An 18,086-nucleotide genomic window follows, 5' to 3' on the forward strand; every position below is an offset into this window, starting at 1 on the left:
AGCGGAGTTTAATCAACACACTATAACACTTTGGCATAAACAGGCTTAGGCTATTTTACATATTGCCGAGGGCTTTGCCCAAACCAGCGTTTAAAGGCATGGTTAAAAGCAGCCGGCTCGGAATAGCCCAACAACTCTGCAATCATTTCAATTGAATACTGTTTATATTCAATCAATCGCAAAGCCTTATCTTTAATAATATCTTCGCGAATCTGTTTATAACTGGTATCACACTGCTGTAACTGATGCCGCAAGGTTCGCTCCGGAATATTTAGCGCCTGCGCAGTTTCGGCCATGCTCGGCATCAAACCACTTTGTATTTCCAGATAATCCTGAACGCGCTGCACCACTGTCGGTGTCTGCTCATCCTGTTGCAAACGTTGCAGTTCAGCAAAACACTTGGCTTCATACAGCGCAAAGGTCACCGTATCCGCAGACGGAATTTTAATATCCAGAACTGCTTCATCAAACCAGAATGCCGCACTTGGTGCATCGAACTGAACCTGTGTCCCATAATAATCATGATAGACCTTTAAGGTATTCGGCTCTTGCGGATGGGCAAATGGTAACTCGATCCGTAAATCAGGTTTGGACAGGCCCATCATTTTGTAAATATCACGGATAAACTTGAAAGTTCCCGAAATCTCCGCCTGTGCCAGCAACACACCCAAACCATCTTCCAGATTTTTCGGTCGATAACACAGCGCGCTATGATGCTCGCTTTGTTGCAAACCCAATTGTCCTGTCAAATGCGTCAACTGTTGAAAGCGGATCACCTGATGCAGCGCATCACGTACCGTCGGACTGGTAACCAGTAACATCAACAACGGACCATAACCTGCCAATGCATAATGCTGGCCAATCAATAATCCCTGCTCAGCTTCGATTTCCTGCCCTACCACCTTAAGTACATCATGTTCCAAACTCGGATGAATAATCGAGCCAGGATCAAAGGCATCGACACGCAGTCCAATGTTTTGCAGCTTCTGATCGACGTCTATGCCCGCCTTTCGCATCCCTTGAATCAAATACATTAGACTGAGAACAGAACGTTTCATAACCATACAAATACAATGTGATAGTCTTAGTTGTACTATAAAAATAAGTGTACTGCTATTGCCGTTTAGATCAATTTTAGGTCTAATCTTTTATCAGTGAATGATGATAATAATCTCTTATTAAAATAAGCAAGGAATGCAATGATGCTGGAAAATACAAGTGCCACCCGCTCGCCACCCTTTACCAAAGTCGCCATTATTGGCGCCGGTTTTGGCGGTATTGCCATGGCAATACGTTTACAGCAGCAAGGCATCCATGATTTTATTCTGCTGGAAAAAGGCAATGAATTTGGTGGAACCTGGCGAGACAACCAGTACCCTGGCGCAGCCTGTGATGTGCAGTCACATTTATATTCCCTGTCATTTGCGCCGAAAAGCAACTGGTCAAAACGCTATGCCGAAGCACCCGAGATATTTTCCTATATTCAGGATCTGGTAAACGATTATAAGCTACGTGCTTTCTGCCGCTTAAATACTGAAGTCCTTTCAGCGCATTACCAGGCAGAGCGCTGTCTGTGGCAATTGCAGTTACAAGATCAAAGTATCCTGGAAGCCCAATTTGTCATATTTGCTTCAGGGCCTTTGCACATTCCCCAGATTCCACCTATCCCCGGTATTGAGAAGTTTCAAGGGAAAGTCTTTCATTCTGCACAATGGGATCATACTTATGATTTAAATGGCAAAAATGTCGCATCGATTGGCACAGGTGGCAGCGCCATTCAATATGTTCCGGAAATTGCCCCACAATGCAAACAACTCTATGTCATGCAACGTACTGCAGCCTGGATCATTCCTCGCGATGAACGTGTCTATCACCCTCTCGAAAAGACACTATTTGAAAAATATGACTGGTTCCGAAAACTGCACCGTGCCCGCTTATATTGGTCAAATGAATCGCGGGTCATCCCCATCGTTAAACCCGGAATCATGAAATACACCCAGAAACTGGCAGAACTGTTCATCAAATACCAGATTAAAGATCCTGAGTTAGCTCAAAAACTCACTCCGGATTACATCATGGGTTGTAAACGTATTCTGGTTTCCAATAGCTATTTCCCGACTTTTAACCGCAGGAATGTAGAACTGGTGACTGAAAAGATTCAGGAACTCACTGAAAATAGCATCATTACCCAAGATGGTCAGGAGCGGCCAATTGACTGTCTGATTTATGGCACCGGGTTCATTACCGATCCACGCATCTATATGAAGAATTTTCAATGTACTGGGCTGGATAATCTACAGCTCAATGAGGTCTGGAAACAGGGGGCTGAAAGTTATTATGGAATTTGCATGAAAGGTTTCCCAAACCTGTTTCAATTACTGGGCCCAAATACCCTATTGGCACACAACTCTGTGATTTTTATGATTGAGGCACAAGTTGACTATATCTTGCAGCTCATGCAGCGGGTCGATCAATCATATAGCGATGCCATTATGGTCAAAGAGCAGGCGCAAGATACATTTAATCAGCAGGTGCAACATATGTTTGAACAGACCGTATGGCAATCTGGCTGTGTCAGCTGGTATCAGCAGGAAGGTGGCAAGAATTTTGCCCTATGGCCGACTTATACCTGGAAATACTGGCTGAAAACCAAGAAACCCAATGCCGCAGATTATCGATTATTCAATAAAGTTAGCTAAAAGCTTTTCACCATCTAGCATCAAGCGATGGCATAATTTAAAGATAATTTTTTCAATCTATTAAACTTATGCAATCGCTTTGGCTCATCTTTCAGCTTCTTCTCTGTTTGGCACTCGGTTTTGTTTTGGCGAAACGGATTCCAGTATCGATGATTAAAATCTGTTTCAAGCTCTTACCTTATTTTAGCTATGTGTTACTGATTGCGATTTCCTTTGAATTCTCACAGCTTGTGGATGAATTACAGCATCCCCTACAGATTCTGAGTACATCCATCAGCATTGCCTTTCTGACATCACTCGGTGCTTTTGCTATTTGCTATTTGCTGTTCAAGTGGGCTGGTTTTCTTCCCAGTTCAGGCAGAGTATCCCTTGATCTGGTAATTAAATCCTTACTGAATATGAGTTATGCTTTTTTGGCACTCGCAGGTGGATACTTTTTACATGCTGGCTTGAGTCTGTTTGATTTATCCTTGCACATTAGCACCTGGCATTTGTTACTGATATTTATGTTTTTCATTGGTTTAGATCTGGCTTATTCGCCACTGGATCGTTCTTGGTTAAATATCAAAATTCTTCTGGTTCCGATCGGTTGTATCTTCGGTTCATTATTCGCAGTTATGCTGTATTCATTCTGGAACACACAGATTGGCCTGAAAGATTTGATCATGCTGTCACAAGGCTATGGATTTTACTCAATGTCAGGCGTTGTCGTGACCGAGCTTCGAAATGCAGAACTCGGCAGCATTGCACTAATGAATGACCTGTTTAGAGAAATTTTTGCCATCTTACTGATGTATTGTATGGGCTGGAGATATCCAAGATCGGCCATTTCCGCAGCAGGTGCAACTGCAATGGATGTGACTTTACCGATGGTTAAGCAGGCATGCGGGCATGACTTTATTCCACATGCTATGGTCAGTGGATTTATTTTGTCACTGTTAGCACCAGTCATGGTGAGTGTACTGGCAGCGATTTAATTGCTTTATTGCTTTCTCAATCTCCCTAAATCTCTCTTTTCTAAAGAGGAACTCTCCTTCCTGACTAAGTTCTAAAGCAGGATTTTAAAACGAAGCACAAGCAAGAAGGGCTGACTAAAAACTTAAATCAATATCACTTAAGGCATCGCCTACTGTTTCAATAACATCCGAAGCAAGGCTGATGGCATCAGATGCCAAACTGACCACATCGATCCCTGCTGTCCAATCTGCTGAGCTTGCCTGCTGTTGTTGCTGTTCTTGTTGCTTAAGCTGTTCCGCCTGTTGAACATTTTGAATCACGTCATTCTGTTCTTTTTCTAATTGTGGTTCAGATGAAGTCATCATTTTTCCTTTTTATTTTATAACCATTTTTTTCAATAGGCGGATTCAAGCGGCAAGTGCAACAGTATAAAAAAAGCCTTTCGACTGAAAGGCTTTTTGTCATTCAAACCATATTAAAGCGTTGCCAAAATATCTTTTAAAGTCTGACGCATATTCTTAGACTGGGTAATGGGACGGCCAATCACCAGATGAGTCGAACCATTCAGCATCGCCTGTTTCGGTGTCACAATACGCTTCTGATCATCGGCATTTGAACCTTCAGGACGAATACCGGGTGTTACCAAAGCAAAGTCTTGGCCTAATGTTTCACGTAACATTTTTGCTTCTTGAGCTGAACACACCACCCCGTCCAGGCCACTGTTTTTGGTCAGTTGAGCCAGACGCTTGACATGCTCATTTGGCTCAATATCCAGACCAATATCTTTGAGGTCTTCACGACCCATTGAAGTCAGCACTGTCACAGCAATGAGTTGAGTTTTATAGTTGCCTGCTTGTAAACGCTCCACACAGGTTTCCATCATTTTTCGGCCACCAGATGCATGTACATTCACCATCCATACACCCAAATCAGCTGCCGCGCAGACTGCTTGTGCAGTCGTATTTGGAATATCATGAAATTTCAGATCCAGAAATACATCAAAACCTTTATCTTGAAGTGCTCTGACAATGATTGGACCTTCATGGGTAAATAACTCTTTGCCCACTTTTAGTCGACACAAGGCAGGATCTAGCTGTTCTGCAATGGCTAAGGCATCAAATTGGCTTTTGGCATCTAGTGCAACAATGATACTCAAGAGATTATCCCTTCAAATAGGCAAAAAATAAGCCCATTATAATGAGCTTTGATTTTCATTGGTAATATCTAATACAGTTTTTTCATGCCGGGTATGGGCTGCTGCTTCAGCGGCCATTAACTTGGCTGTATTCAACTGTTCCTTACGCAGATGTTCAATGTCTTTACGCAGTCGCTTGATTTCCCAATTGGTCTGGAAAACCCGGAAGATTTGAACGCCCAATAACAGGCCTAATACGACGCCTAGAGATAGGGTAAGGAGCAGCAATAATCCTAGACGCATTGCAGGAACTTGAGTAAATAACAAGTCCACGGACAATTCGGTACCATTTTGCAAAACCAAAGCCAATGAATAGCCAAACAGCACCAATAAAAGAACGACCAGAACGTAACGCATGAACACCCCGTAAATATTTACAATTATTTATTTGCAGATTCGTTTACAGCATCACGAAGGGCCTTACCTGGCTTAAAGTGCGGAACTGCTTTTGCAGCCACTTCTACAGATTTACCAGTTTTAGGGTTACGACCCACGCGTGGCTCACGATGATGCAATGCAAAACTACCAAATCCGCGAATCTCGATACGATTGTCAGATGATAAAGCTTCTATCATTTGATCAATCATAATTTTAACCGCTTCTTCCACTAAAGGCTCGGCCAAATGCGGATTTTTTAATGCAATGCGCTCTATTAAGTCAGACTTATTAAGTGCTTCAGTAGTCATCTGCGACCTCTTTAATTATCAAGCTACTTGGGATCTATTTCCCGATAATAACCTGTTTAAATACAAAACGGTAGCGCAATAATTAAATACTACGCTACCGTTTACAGTATTTGTATAAAAAGTATTAGTTAACTTACATTAACAATACAATTCAAACGTCTACTTAGTTGCCCATTTGAGCTTTGATCAGGTCACCAATCGTCTTAGGACCATTGTCTTGACCAGCAGCTGGCGCTGTTTTCAAGTTAGCAACTGCTTCTTTCTCTTCAGCTTCGTCTTTCGCTTTGATAGACAAGTTGATTGCGCGAGATTTACGATCAACGTTGATGATCTTCGCTTCCACTTCTTGACCAACTTCAAGGAACTTAGTTGCATCTTCAACGCGATCGCGGTTGATTTCAGATGCTTTCAGAGTCGCTTCAACTTCGTCAGCCAACTTAACAGTCGCGCCTTTCGCATCAACTGCAGTTACAGTACCTTTAACCAACGCACCACGTTCGTTAGCAGCAAGGAAGTCATTGAACGGATCGTTGTTCATTTGCTTGATGCCAAGGCTGATACGGTTGCCTTCAGCGTCTACAGAAAGGATAACCGCTTCAACAGTGTCGCCTTTCTTGTAACGACGAATCGCTTCTTCGCCTTGTTCGTTCCAAGAAATATCAGACAAGTGAACTAGACCGTCGATACCGCCTGGTAAACCGATGAAGATACCAAAGTCAGTGATAGATTTGATCGTACCAGAAACTTTTTCGCCTTTGTCGTGGTCTTTAGCAAACTCTTCCCATGGGTTAGCACGAGTTTGTTTGATACCAAGAGAAATACGACGACGCTCTTCATCAACTTCAAGAACCATAACATCAACTTCATCACCGATCTGAACAACTTTAGATGGGTGGATGTTTTTGTTCGTGTGATCCATTTCTGAAACGTGTACTAAACCTTCAACGCCTTCAGCAATTTCAGCGAAACAACCGTAGTCAGTCAGGTTAGTTACGCGCGCTTTAACGATTGAACCTTTAGGGTAACGGTTCATGATCGCTAACCATGGATCTTCGCCAAGTTGTTTAAGACCTAGAGAAACACGGTTACGCTCGCGGTCGAACTTAAGTACTTTAACAGTAACTTCTTGACCCACTTCAACAACTTCTGAAGGATGCTTGATGCGTTTCCAAGCCATATCAGTGATGTGAAGAAGACCGTCAATACCGCCAAGGTCAACGAATGCACCGTAGTCAGTAAGGTTTTTGATCGTACCAGTAACAGTTTGACCTTCTTCAAGCTGAGCAAGAAGAGCTTCACGGTCAGCTGAAGATTCAGCTTCCATAACAGCACGACGTGAAACAACAACGTTGTTACGTTTAGCGTCAAGTTTGATTACTTTAAATTCTAACTCTTTGCCTTCTAGGTGAGTCGTATCACGAATAGGACGAGTATCAACTAAAGAACCTGGAAGGAACGCACGTACTGGACCGATGTCAACAGTGAAACCGCCTTTAACTTTACCAGAGATAACACCAGTAACGATTTCGCCGTCTTCAAAGATTTTTTCAAGTTTAGTCCAAGTCTCAGCGCGTTTAGCTTTTTCGCGAGAAAGAACAGTTTGACCCATACCGTTGTCAAGCGCTTCAACAACTACGTCTACAGTGTCGCCAACTTGAACTTCAAGTTCGCGCTGTTCATTTAAGAACTCAGCACGGTCAACAACGCCTTCAGATTTAAGGCCAGTGTCAACAGTTACCCAATCAGAGTCAATGCTTACTACAACGCCCTGGATAACTGCACCCTTTTCAACGTTGAGGTTTAATTCACTTGCTTCAAAGAGGGCTGCAAAAGATTCGGTCATGATATTTCCGATAAAGTCAGCGGTCTTGGATCAGACAAGGCCGGTTTAATTAAGCATCTACATAGTCCATATAAAACTGATCAAGCTATGCGTTTGCTGATAAAATCAGGTTAATTGGCTAACTGCTGGTCCACATAAGTGGTCATCAACTGGAATACCTCATCAATGTTCAAATTTGAACTATCGATAATGTAAGCATCGTCGGCAGGCTTGAGTGGAGCGACAGTGCGTTCCATATCTCGTTTATCACGCGCGATGATATTAGCTAAAATATCGTTTATTTTAACATCCAGCCCCATACCCTGCAACTGCTTTACACGTCTTTGCGCGCGCGATTCAGCCGATGCAGTCAAATATATTTTAGCCTGAGCTTGCGGGAAGATACTTGTGGCCATATCGCGGCCATCTGCCACCAGACCAGGTGCCTGTGCAAAAGCATGTTGACGTGAAACCATTGCCATTCTAAGCTCAGGAATTGCAGCAACTTTTGAAGCAAATTCTCCGACGCGTTCAGTTCGAATGGTCTGGGAAACATCTTCGCCATCCAAGTACACCTGCACCCCGGTTTCGCTACTGACAAACTGGATATCCAGATTTGTTGCGATTTGTACGCATTCTGGCAACTTAATGTCCATTGAATCCAGTAAATCATGGTGATGCAATGACAAACCCAAAAGCCGGTAGAGCGCGCCAGAATCCAATAAGTGAAACTGATAATGTGCAGCCAGTTTTGCTGCCAACGTGCCTTTGCCAGACCCACTTGGACCATCAATGGTAATAATTTGAACTGTCATTGCTTTCCCGTTGTTGTTTAAACAGATTTTGCGAGTTTCGTCAGGCCTAGTTTAATCGCTGCCTGTAACTGTGCAAGAATTAATTTACTCACAAAAGGCGCACGCGCCTGTAATTCAATCGTATAGGTGACCAGGGTTTTATCATCGGCCAGCGCTTCAAATTCGATAATCCCCAGATGATGCTTGATCAATGGATTTTTAATAATCTGATATTCAATACGAGCATTCGGCTCAAACAATGTAATCTGTTCTTTCAGCGGCTTGAGCGGCCCCACCCCCATAGCACGCACCGAACCTAGTCCATCCGGATGTTCAGCATCTGCAGAATCCTTGATTCGTTCAACCTGCATCGGCGCAAAGGCAATATTATAGGTGGCATGCTTAGACATTAAATCAAAGACTTCATCAATCGATGCCGGAAATTCTTTTTTTACTTGAATGCTATGCATTATTTTTCCTGAAATTATAGATTCGAAACTAAGGAATTTTAGCGATAAAGTAGATTTATTTCTGCGTATTTAATAATTTTTCTTGTAACCTGAGTTGCCGCTTCTGCTCACGACGCAACTTGAAAAATGCACTAAGCTGTTCGGAGCATTGCTGCTGCATGCAGCCTGCTTCAAAGGAAAATACATGATTATAATAGCCCGTTTCAAATAATTGACGTGCACTGACCAGTGAACCCGCTTTCGCTTCAAATGCGCCAAATACTACCCGTGAAACCCGTGAATGTACCAAAGCACCAACACACATGGTGCACGGCTCAAGGGTTACATACAGCACTGCATCGTCAGGTAGTCGATAATTCTGGATATTTTGACAGGCATCACGCAGCGCCACAATCTCGGCATGCGCGGTCGGATCATTTAAGGAAATCGGCGCATTAAAGCCCTGACCAATGATCTGATTCTGACTAACAATAATCGCACCCACCGGAATTTCGCCCTGTGCGGCAGCAAGTGCAGCCTGCGCATAGGCAAGCTGCATCCAGTATTCATGACTCAATTGTGTTTCGGACATGTAAGACTTAAATCACACCATACTGTTTTAACAAGGCATTCCAGCTTTCAATATTGGTCACCGGAGGGTTTGCAGACAAAATACCTTTTAAGCTCATATCTGCACCCTTTTTCCATGCAGGAGAAAGGTCTTTATCCACCAGACGCGCGCGTACCCCCTCAACGAAATCATGATGACGGATTTTCCAGTCAGAAATCTGGGTTTCCAGTTCAAAAATTTCATTCCAGGAATGTACCTGTTTACCCCATTGCCAGAGCAACCAGGTCAATGCAGCTGTAGTTGGTGAACCTTTTTGCAGATTTTCACTGGCTTGACGCAACCAGTCACTGCGCGCATCACTCAGACCGATAATCGATTCATAATCATGCTCGAAGTTGACACCACGACAAACACTATGAATCACATCCAGAGAGTTTTGCAGTGGTCCTGGCCCTACCGGACGATGCATACTATTTAAAGTGTCATCAATGGCACGGAAGTCACCTGCAGGATAATGATCCCAGTCGATATTAATCACTTTATCTAAAACTGAATCACGCTGTGCATCACAAATATGTGTTGCCCAGCCAATCCCATAAGCGCCTGCAGCGGTCATGATTGAACCGGTCAAGCCGGTAAATAAACCAATCGCGCCCCGATCGGCCAGGAAACGGGTTGCACCCACATCGGGATATAAACCGATATTGATTTCAGGCATCGCCAAACGCGAATACGGCGTCACTAAACGGAAAGGTGCCGCCATAAACAGACCAAGGCCCCCACCCATCACATAACCTTCACCCCAGACCAAAACCGGTTTGGCATAATTATGCAATAACAAATCCAGCGCATATTCCTGTTCAAAAAACTTATTGGCAGCCGCCACTTCATCGTTAATGACCAGTTGACGTAATTTACGCACATCGCCGCCGGCACAGAATGCTTTCGGTGTGGTTGAATCTAACCAGATCGCTTTTACGCTGTCATCCGTATGAAAATCCTGAAATACTTCCAAAAGTGCAGAAGCAATCGATTCATCCAGAGCATGCAAAGACTTTGGACGATTTAAACGAACGATACGCCAGCCATTATGCGCTTCTTCAACGATCAAATCCGGATGATAAGTTTTATTAAGGGGAGAATATGTCATGCGTCCAGCTGCCAATCTATAGGCTCAATGCCATGTTGTTTGAGATAGTTATTCGATTTTGAAAATACTTTACAACCAAAAAAACCACCACGGTTTGCGGCCAAAGGCGATGGATGTGCGGCCTTTAACACAAGATGCTTGTCCTGATTGATGCGCTGTCCTTTACGCTGTGCGTATGCGCCCCAAAGAATAAAGACAATATGTTCACGCTGCTCATTTAAAACATCAATGACGTGATCGGTGAATTCTTCCCAACCGCGCTTTTGATGCGAAGTCGGCTGACCTGCTTCTACGGTCAGTACTGCATTTAACAGAAGCACACCCTGCTCCGCCCAATGCGTCAAGTCACCATGCTTTGGTCGTTCAACCCCGACATCCGCATGTAACTCGTGGAAAATATTACGCAAAGATGGCGGCAATGCAACCCCTTTTTGCACCGAAAAGCTTAATCCATGCGCCTGATTCGGGCCATGATAAGGATCTTGCCCTAAAATGACTACTTTAACCCGATCGAGCGGCGTGGTATTCAAGGCATTAAAAATCAGATGATTGGGAGGATAAATTGTTTTATCTGCTTTTTTTTCTTCAACCAGAAAAGCTTTTAATTCGTCCATTTTCGGACTGAGTAAAAACTCACTCAATCCATATTTCCAGCTTTCATCCAACTGAACCTTATTCAGTTTGGCCAGTTGCTGTTCATTTAAAGACATTCTTCAATCCTAAATCTATGTCAATGGATTTAAAGCCACGCAGACTTTAAATCTGTACCTGTAAATCTACAGTCGGGTTATGAAATGCTGTGCCCTGTTTCAGCTTGTTCAACATGTCCGGATCGGTCCATTCAGCTTGAACCTGTTCAGAAAACTCAATTTGATCCAGACTCAGAATGCCCATCTGTTCATTTTGAATATCTTCCAAAAAGCTTTGTGCATAACCGGTATCGGTTTCATGCATAATCACAGAGTAGACTTCGACATCACCTTCGCCATTTTGAGTCACGGTCGATGCCAGCACTTGTTGCGCCAGAAAGAAAAAGATACGTGAAAACTGCTCTGCCGATGGTGATACCGGTAACGACACCCATCGCGCACTGAAAGTTTTGCAAGCCTGAATATATTCCGGGTCGTCATTTTGCCAGAAACAGATCGCATGATCGAAAGAATCAAAGAAATCCTTAATCACACCTTTAAGCAGACCAAAGTCATAGACCATCTGCCCATGATCTAATTTCGAGGCTTTTAACAGTAGCTCGACTTTATAACTATGGCCATGGATCGAACGCTTACAGCGATCTGACGTGCAGTTACGCACAATATGAGCATTCTCAAACTTAAATAACTTACGAATTAACATATGCCGTAATGTCGTCAAAAAATAGGTGAATTGATTTTGATTATAAAGCAAAACTACAGCTTTGAGGATTAATTTTGCTGTTCAGCCTGATAGGGAAAAGGGATCAAGCTGCTGTTCAGATTTAGACTGACGGTATAACTGAATAAGCCCTGACTAAAAGGGTGCCATACTGCGATAAGCCACATATACCTGTTTGTCCTGACGAACCAGATCACTACTGAACTGGCGCTTGCGTTCATTCAAGACCACTTCGATCTGAGCTTTAAAATAATTGGATTGCACTCCGAGCAGGCTATTAAACAGATTACGCTTGGCAGCATCGACTTGCGCAAACGGTTCGAGTGACCATAACTCAGACACATTAGAAAAGTGTTCCAAATTGGCCTGTCGCTGATCCAGCAATTGTTGTACTGCATTCACATCCAGTTTTTCATCCATACTGGCTAAAAGAAAAGCAGATGCTGTATTAATATTGACCGGACTTTCCTGCATCGGTGCAGCACTCAGATAAGGTGCTATCCGTTTGTACTTATTTTCTTCAAAACCACGTACCAGCTTTAATTCCTCTACGCTATGAAATTTTGCATTCGGCGGTAAAGCGGCATTCGGTAAGCCTTGATAATAATTAGATTCGGCACCCATACCTCCACTCACCAGCTCGTTTTCATCCTGCCAGTCAATTACGGCTTCACTGAGCTGCGCTGGCAAACCTGCACGTTTTAAAATCAGCTCGAACCATGCTTTGGCATTTTCATTGACGCTATCTTCAGCAGTGATCAGGCTATTTAAATTAAACTTGCCCGATTCATCCTGGATGATTCCGGAAACATAGCCGTCATCGACCGGAAAAGCCGGCATCGGCTGCGCCCAGGTTTCCTGTAGATGATCAACCTCTGCGGCATTTTCAGCATCATCCACCAGTAATTCAGAAAAAAAGGCTTCGGCACTTTTGGCATACATCAGCGACTGATTTTGCCGCATCAGATAGGCGGTACTTTCAGCAGTTGCAGCCTGACGCTGGGCAATCGTGGCTGCCAGAATAGTCGCCAATGCCACCATCACCAGAATGGTAATCAGTGCAATGCCCTGCTGCTGCTTCAGCCTCTGTTTATTCATTTTCATTTTTTATGATTCTTAGCCGGGTTGACCTGTATTCTGATTATCAAGCAAAAAGTCCGTATTTAATAAACTAAACAGCCACTCATAGCTGACGCCATTCACGGTTAAATTGATTTTAATGCCTTTGGGCAAGCGCTGTTTCTGCTCTAGCTGATTTAAATCCATAGAAGAATCAGGCCACTGTGTGAGTTCATTTGGATTCAGCACCACAACCTGAAATTGCTCAACGTCCGATAATAAAATACTGGATTCAGGTTGATCACGACCGGTCTGATTCAGGTTGCGATATTTCAGTCGATACAGTTTTTGTTCATCGGCCCGATACTGATATTCAATGCGTTCATCTGGCGAAATACCCTCCTCCAGAGGATCAGTCACGCCAGTTTTACTAAAATTAAAACGGCCATTTTGCAAAACCAGAGCCGGTTGAATATCACTATTGATATTGGCCGTTAAAGGGACTGCCTGTACCGTATCCCGTAAAATTTGCTGATAGGTTTCCTGTAGCTGACCTAGACGCTGTTCATGTACTGCATTTTGATCTTTGGTTTTGACAATATAATCAAAAACTTTCCAGCCCAAAGCAGACAGTACCGCAAAGATTGCAATGGCAACCAATAATTCGACCAGGGTAAATCCTTTAGGCTTCATGGCGTATTGTTCATGCGATGATTAAAGAACATCAAGCTGCTGATCCCGGATGCAACTTGACCAGTCTCCTGATTGACCAGACTGACCTGTAGTTCAATACGCTGCACATTGGGACTGATCGTCGGTTCACTGCGCTTGTCAATTTGCCAGGTTTCGCCTTGCTGGGTCAGCTGTTTGGAGGCCGTACCATCCATCCATTGCTGATTGATTTCCATTTGAGCCACTTCGTTCAGGGCAACAAACTGTGCTTTGGTGCGCAGAATGGCATTCGAGGTTGACTGGGTATATTGCATCGCGACTTTGGTCAGCGTCATGGCTGCGGTGGCGAAAATTGCCAGTGCAACCATAACTTCCAGCAAGGTAAAGCCTGAGCTGCGATGAGTGAAATGCTGTTTCACCGCTGCGCAAGACGAAGAGCTCTGCTCGAAGTGCCCACAATGCAATCGATCAGCACTCGATTTAAATGGTTTGATCAGCCTGGAGCACACACTTTGCTTGAAAGATCTAGATTTCATTGATTTTACCCAGATGATCCACCTCAATCGCAGAGCCGACTTCGCGATCTTCTAAAAAGAACTGAATCCGTACCGGCTTGACCTCACCATTCCCCAGCCAGATCAATTGAGGAGAATTCACCTGCGTCAGATCACGATTTTGCGCACGGGCATAACGCTGTTGTTCTAGCCCCTGAATCCGAAAAGACACATGATCCGGCAGCTTACGTAATTTAAATTCTGTATAACTCTGCCATTTTTCATTTTGCAGGTTCTGTTCAGTCTGCGCTGCTGAACGATATTCTACAATCCCATAACGAAATGGCGAGACATCGGTCGCGGGTTGCATATCAAGCGCCAGTATTCTGGACTGGTCATTCGCCTCACGCATGACCCGCTGCAAGTCTAATAACAAAATCTCGCGTGCCTGCATGGCCTTACGCTGATCGACACCACTGGTATTCAGCAATACCAGTGAGGCCATGATTCCCATAATCACAATCACCACCATCAATTCGATGAGGGTAAAGCCACGAACTGCGCTGTGAGATGATCTGATCATACTAAGCTCTAACCTTAGGCAAACTGCTCGGCAGAATGCACCTGCTTTGGCAAAGCCAGTGCTTGATCGATATAGGCCACGCGCAAGGTATCGCGTGAACCCAGATAACGCTGATAAAAACTGGAATTGAGAATTGCAGCGGCGCCATGGGTCAGTGACCAGATCGACGCCAGATAGTCACGCACCGACATGCGGCTATGAATTGAAACCAGATAACTTTCCGTCATGCGGATGATCAGGCGTAAACGCTGTTTGCGTACCTGATACAGTTCACTGAATAGATGCTGAATTCCCACGCCAGTCGTTGACAGACGTTCTTCAATCTGATGGAACAGCACCGTACGTTCTGGATGATGTAAATGGTGCAACATAAAGAAGGCCAGATGTTCAGGAAAAGCTTTATCACTATCCTGAATCATTTCCAGCAACATGCGCTCATTACGGATAATCAGCAACATATACAGTTCATCTTTACTCTGAAAATGTTTATAGAGTGTCCCTTTGGCCAGATCAAGTTCAGCAGCAAGCGCATCTAGCGTCATTCCTGCTTCACCATTTTCCAGCAGGAGCTGCTCTGCGACTTGAAAAATCAAGGTTTCTCTTGCTCGAAACTGAGCCTGACGATCCATCTTCACCCTATAAACTCTCTTGTACTTTATATAACTTTATTTACTTTAAATTTAGAAGATTTTCAAAGTTCTGCTTTGTGATAGAAGCCATTTCTTCTAGCGACTTATCATATACATCACAAAGCGCTTTGGCTACATAAGGAACGTATTTAGGTTCGTTAGATTTACCACGATATGGCATCGGCGCAAGATAAGGACTATCGGTTTCAATCAGTACACGATCCAGCGGAACCTGTTTGGCCACATCGCGCAGATCCTGGGCATTTTTAAACGAGATAATCCCGGAAAATGAGACATAATAACCGCAGTCTAAAACCGCTTTGGCAGTTTCCCAATCTTCAGTAAAGCAATGCAAGATGCCATGCGTGGATTTTTCCGCACGGATAATATCCACGGTATCATGCTTGGCAGCACGGGTATGTACCACCACCGGTTTCTTGGTCATTTGCGAAGCATGGATATGACGGGCAAAGCAGGCTTTTTGTTCTTCGACAAAATCTGTACTGTGATAATAATCCAGACCGGTTTCACCGAGTGCCCAGACTTTTTCAGGCTGTGCCAGCTCGACCAGATATTCGGTCGTGGCACGCGCCATGGTCGCAGCATCTTCGCAAGGATGTACCCCAACGGTATAACCGACATCCGGGTGACGCGCGGCAATTTTCGCCAGCGCGATATGATCATCCAGATCGACCGAGATACTCATGAACCTAGATACACCCGCTTCACGGGCCTGTGCGAGTGCCTGATCCAGATCACCGTTATACGGCGTTAAATCCAGCATCGTTAAATGACAATGGGTATCTACAAACACAATGCGTTCCTACCACAGCTAAATGAACTACATAGTGTAACTTTTACGCCCTTCAGATTTAAGACCTGCAACCAGACGATCTGCTTCATTTTTGAAATAAACACCCTTTTCACCGCTTAACTGGATGCCAAAGCCTTGTGGCTTGATGCCATTCTGCTTTTGCGAGACCCAGATCACTTTACCGGTTAAAGGAATTTTCTGGGTCTGTTCAGGCAAAGTGGTCAATACAAAAACTTCTTCACCCAGCTTGACCGGCTGCTTGGACGGAATAAACAGTCCACCACCCCATACATAAGGCATATAGCTGGCAAACAGTGTTTCAATATCAGGAATATTGGCCTGAATAATACCGCCCATACGTGGTTGCATGTGATTTCCCCTTAATTAAAGATTCATCAGCTTGATAAACAGCTCATCGATCACCAGATTGCTTTGAACATTCTGCTCGAGATATTGCTTGGAACGCTGAAAATCTTCATAAATTTTAAAAAGTGCTGCTAATGAATATTGTTCGGCAAGCACATTAAACTCAAGATCAATGTTTTTCACCGTTTGATTGAGCTTGACACAAATTAAATCGGACAACAAGTATTCAAACATGGGAGCAAATTCACCAAAGCTCAGGCTTTTGTTCCATTTGGTCGCAATTGCAAGCGGCATATTTTTTTGCATCACCAGTTTTTGCCAGTCTTGCAGGAATTCCTGACGCAGTGGCAGCCAGGCACTTTGTGCAACCTCGAGTGCTTGTAAGGGCATCTGATTGGACAGGTTCATCAATAACTGTTGCTGGCTAGAACCTGCATCCGGCAACTGTGCCTGAACATAATCACTAAATTGTTCTGCAGAAATCCGGTCTAAGGCAAAATGCTGCAAGCGACTCCGTATCGTTGCAGGCAATTTTAAATAATGATCTGCCAGCAAAATAATGACCGTATTGTCACCGGGTTCTTCTAGCGTTTTCAATAATGCATTGGCAGAGGAGATATTTAAGGCTTCCGCAGGTTCAATTACAATCACTCGCCAGCCATCGACGGTCTGCTGCACAAAAGGCAACAGATCACGAATCTTTTCAATCTTGATTTTGGCATTCTGTTTTTTATTGTCTTCGTCGGTGCTGATATGCACATAATTGGGATGCGTATCAGCCTTGAGCCATTGGCAACTGCCACATTCGCCACATGCACCAGAAGACTGCCGATTCAGACACAAGACCCAAGCCAGAAACTGCTGGCTAAATGCCTCCTTGCCACAGCCTTTTTTGCCATAAAACAATAAACCATGCCCAAGCTTGGGAAAACGTCCGGTCAGCGTTTCCCAAACCTGTTGCTGCCATGGATAAATCTGTGCATTGACATCAAAAGGCATGTATTCAACTCTTCTTAAGCAAAATGAGAAAGATCCATTTGATTCAATCGATCCAGATCTTCTTGAGTATCCACACCCGGTGGCAAATTGGCTTCAGCCACGGCAATCGCAATACGGTGACCATTTTCCAGTACCCGCAATTGCTCTAGGGATTCCAGTTTTTCCAGACCCCCCATCTCCCAAGTGACATATTCTTGAAGCAGTTTTACACGGTAAGCATATAAACCTAAATGACGATAGGCCTGATTATGCAGTTTTGCTTCAGCCAGTTTCGCGCCATCACGGTCATAAGGAATGGTGGCACGGCTAAAATACAAAGCTTGATTATGTTTGGACATCACCACTTTAACAATGCTGTCACGCTTAAATTCGTCTAGTTGATGAATCGGCTCACATAGCGTCGACATCGAAGAATCCGGTTGATCTTCTAGAAGTTGTGCCACCTGTTTCACCAGTTGTGCCGGCAATAAAGGCTCATCACCCTGCACATTGACAATAATATCGTGACTGTCCCAGCCTTTGATCCGCGCTACTTCACTGAGGCGGTCTGTCCCAGAAGGATGATCCACCGAAGTCATCACCACATCAACACCTTCGGCACGACAAACCTCAGCAATACGCTGATCATCGGTCGCCACACACAAATCATCAAAACCTTGTACTTTTTTGGCTTGATCCACCACACGCAGAATCATGGGACGACCATGAATGTCCAGCAAGGGTTTACCCGGCAAACGTGAACTGGCAAAACGTGCAGGAATAACAATGTGTTTCAT

23 protein-coding genes are annotated in these 18,086 nt (G+C 44.1%); 2 read left to right on the plus strand and 21 right to left on the minus strand.

Annotated features, from left to right (window positions below; translation table 11 throughout):
* Positions 1–50 precede the first annotated feature (50 nt).
* Positions 51–1,058 (minus strand): AraC family transcriptional regulator, encoded by a 1,008-nt coding sequence (locus KT990_RS00405; RefSeq protein WP_005097302.1) that lies wholly within the window; start codon positions 1,056–1,058, stop codon positions 51–53.
* A 141-nt stretch (positions 1,059–1,199) separates the two neighbouring features.
* Here KT990_RS00405 and KT990_RS00410 point away from each other — a divergent pair, with 141 nt between their 5' ends.
* Both KT990_RS00410 and KT990_RS00415 read left to right on the plus strand, forming a co-directional pair.
* Positions 1,200–2,699: a flavin-containing monooxygenase gene (locus KT990_RS00410; protein WP_416378411.1), complete on the plus strand. Its 1,500-nt coding sequence runs from the start codon at positions 1,200–1,202 to the stop codon at positions 2,697–2,699.
* Between the two features lie 68 nt (positions 2,700–2,767).
* Positions 2,768–3,676: a lysine exporter LysO family protein gene (locus KT990_RS00415; RefSeq protein ID WP_218208949.1), complete on the plus strand. Its 909-nt coding sequence runs from the start codon at positions 2,768–2,770 to the stop codon at positions 3,674–3,676.
* Between the two features lie 114 nt (positions 3,677–3,790).
* Here KT990_RS00415 and KT990_RS00420 read toward each other — a convergent pair whose 3' ends face one another.
* From KT990_RS00420 to kdsB, 20 genes are all read right to left on the minus strand, one after another.
* Positions 3,791–4,018 (minus strand): hypothetical protein, encoded by a 228-nt coding sequence (locus tag KT990_RS00420; protein ID WP_100329616.1) that lies wholly within the window; start codon positions 4,016–4,018, stop codon positions 3,791–3,793.
* 113 nt (positions 4,019–4,131) lie between these two features.
* A complete protein-coding gene (gene pyrF / locus KT990_RS00425) occupies positions 4,132–4,812 on the minus strand; it encodes an orotidine-5'-phosphate decarboxylase (RefSeq protein WP_180049093.1) in 681 nt (226 codons plus the stop codon).
* A gap of 36 nt (positions 4,813–4,848) precedes the next feature.
* Entirely contained in the window at positions 4,849–5,208 is a 360-nt protein-coding gene (locus tag KT990_RS00430) for a lipopolysaccharide assembly protein LapA domain-containing protein (RefSeq protein WP_005097310.1), read from the minus strand.
* Between the two features lie 23 nt (positions 5,209–5,231).
* Positions 5,232–5,537 carry an integration host factor subunit beta gene (locus KT990_RS00435; RefSeq protein ID WP_005097312.1) on the minus strand — a complete coding sequence of 102 codons (306 nt, stop codon included), beginning with the start codon at positions 5,535–5,537 and terminating at the stop codon, positions 5,232–5,234.
* A gap of 163 nt (positions 5,538–5,700) precedes the next feature.
* Positions 5,701–7,380, minus strand: a complete 1,680-nt coding sequence (rpsA, locus tag KT990_RS00440) for a 30S ribosomal protein S1 (RefSeq protein WP_005097313.1) — start codon at positions 7,378–7,380, stop codon at positions 5,701–5,703.
* Positions 7,381–7,490: 110 nt separating this feature from the next.
* On the minus strand, positions 7,491–8,174 hold the full coding sequence (gene cmk, locus KT990_RS00445) for a (d)CMP kinase (RefSeq protein ID WP_005097314.1): 684 nt from the start codon (positions 8,172–8,174) through the stop codon (positions 7,491–7,493).
* A gap of 17 nt (positions 8,175–8,191) precedes the next feature.
* On the minus strand, positions 8,192–8,623 hold the full coding sequence (locus KT990_RS00450) for an SRPBCC family protein (RefSeq protein ID WP_005097315.1): 432 nt from the start codon (positions 8,621–8,623) through the stop codon (positions 8,192–8,194).
* A gap of 55 nt (positions 8,624–8,678) precedes the next feature.
* Positions 8,679–9,194, minus strand: coding sequence for a tRNA adenosine(34) deaminase TadA (gene tadA, locus KT990_RS00455; protein WP_100358124.1), 516 nt, complete (start codon positions 9,192–9,194; stop codon positions 8,679–8,681).
* 7 nt (positions 9,195–9,201) lie between these two features.
* Positions 9,202–10,323: an enoyl-CoA hydratase/isomerase family protein gene (locus KT990_RS00460; protein ID WP_005097318.1), complete on the minus strand. Its 1,122-nt coding sequence runs from the start codon at positions 10,321–10,323 to the stop codon at positions 9,202–9,204.
* Positions 10,320–11,033 (minus strand): uracil-DNA glycosylase, encoded by a 714-nt coding sequence (gene ung, locus KT990_RS00465; RefSeq protein WP_005097319.1) that lies wholly within the window; start codon positions 11,031–11,033, stop codon positions 10,320–10,322. Before ung ends, KT990_RS00460 begins: the two co-directional genes overlap by 4 nt.
* 46 nt (positions 11,034–11,079) lie before the next feature.
* Complete coding sequence (locus KT990_RS00470; RefSeq protein ID WP_005097321.1) at positions 11,080–11,676, minus strand: 6-pyruvoyl trahydropterin synthase family protein; 597 nt, start codon at positions 11,674–11,676, stop codon at positions 11,080–11,082.
* A 153-nt stretch (positions 11,677–11,829) separates the two neighbouring features.
* Entirely contained in the window at positions 11,830–12,798 is a 969-nt protein-coding gene (gspK, locus tag KT990_RS00475) for a type II secretion system minor pseudopilin GspK (RefSeq protein WP_218208950.1), read from the minus strand.
* 12 nt (positions 12,799–12,810) lie between these two features.
* Positions 12,811–13,446: a type II secretion system minor pseudopilin GspJ gene (gspJ, locus tag KT990_RS00480; protein WP_005170411.1), complete on the minus strand. Its 636-nt coding sequence runs from the start codon at positions 13,444–13,446 to the stop codon at positions 12,811–12,813.
* Complete coding sequence (gspI, locus tag KT990_RS00485; protein WP_252721253.1) at positions 13,443–13,844, minus strand: type II secretion system minor pseudopilin GspI; 402 nt, start codon at positions 13,842–13,844, stop codon at positions 13,443–13,445. Before gspI ends, gspJ begins: the two co-directional genes overlap by 4 nt.
* A gap of 106 nt (positions 13,845–13,950) precedes the next feature.
* Complete coding sequence (locus KT990_RS00490; RefSeq protein ID WP_100329620.1) at positions 13,951–14,502, minus strand: type II secretion system protein; 552 nt, start codon at positions 14,500–14,502, stop codon at positions 13,951–13,953.
* Positions 14,503–14,516: 14 nt separating this feature from the next.
* Positions 14,517–15,131, minus strand: a complete 615-nt coding sequence (locus KT990_RS00495; RefSeq protein ID WP_004645466.1) for a TetR/AcrR family transcriptional regulator — start codon at positions 15,129–15,131, stop codon at positions 14,517–14,519.
* A gap of 40 nt (positions 15,132–15,171) precedes the next feature.
* The gene (locus KT990_RS00500; RefSeq protein WP_074383252.1) at positions 15,172–15,945 is read right to left on the minus strand and encodes a TatD family hydrolase; all 774 of its coding nucleotides are present in this window, start codon (positions 15,943–15,945) and stop codon (positions 15,172–15,174) included.
* Positions 15,946–15,972: 27 nt separating this feature from the next.
* Complete coding sequence (locus tag KT990_RS00505) at positions 15,973–16,314, minus strand: PilZ domain-containing protein (RefSeq protein WP_005170399.1); 342 nt, start codon at positions 16,312–16,314, stop codon at positions 15,973–15,975.
* Between the two features lie 15 nt (positions 16,315–16,329).
* The gene (locus KT990_RS00510) at positions 16,330–17,310 is read right to left on the minus strand and encodes a DNA polymerase III subunit delta' C-terminal domain-containing protein (protein WP_100329621.1); all 981 of its coding nucleotides are present in this window, start codon (positions 17,308–17,310) and stop codon (positions 16,330–16,332) included.
* Between the two features lie 14 nt (positions 17,311–17,324).
* Positions 17,325–18,086, minus strand: coding sequence for a 3-deoxy-manno-octulosonate cytidylyltransferase (gene kdsB / locus KT990_RS00515; protein WP_180040967.1), 762 nt, complete (start codon positions 18,084–18,086; stop codon positions 17,325–17,327).

Source organism: Acinetobacter sp. F9, from assembly GCF_019195275.1.
GTDB classification, from domain to species: Bacteria; Pseudomonadota; Gammaproteobacteria; order Pseudomonadales; family Moraxellaceae; genus Acinetobacter; species Acinetobacter pseudolwoffii.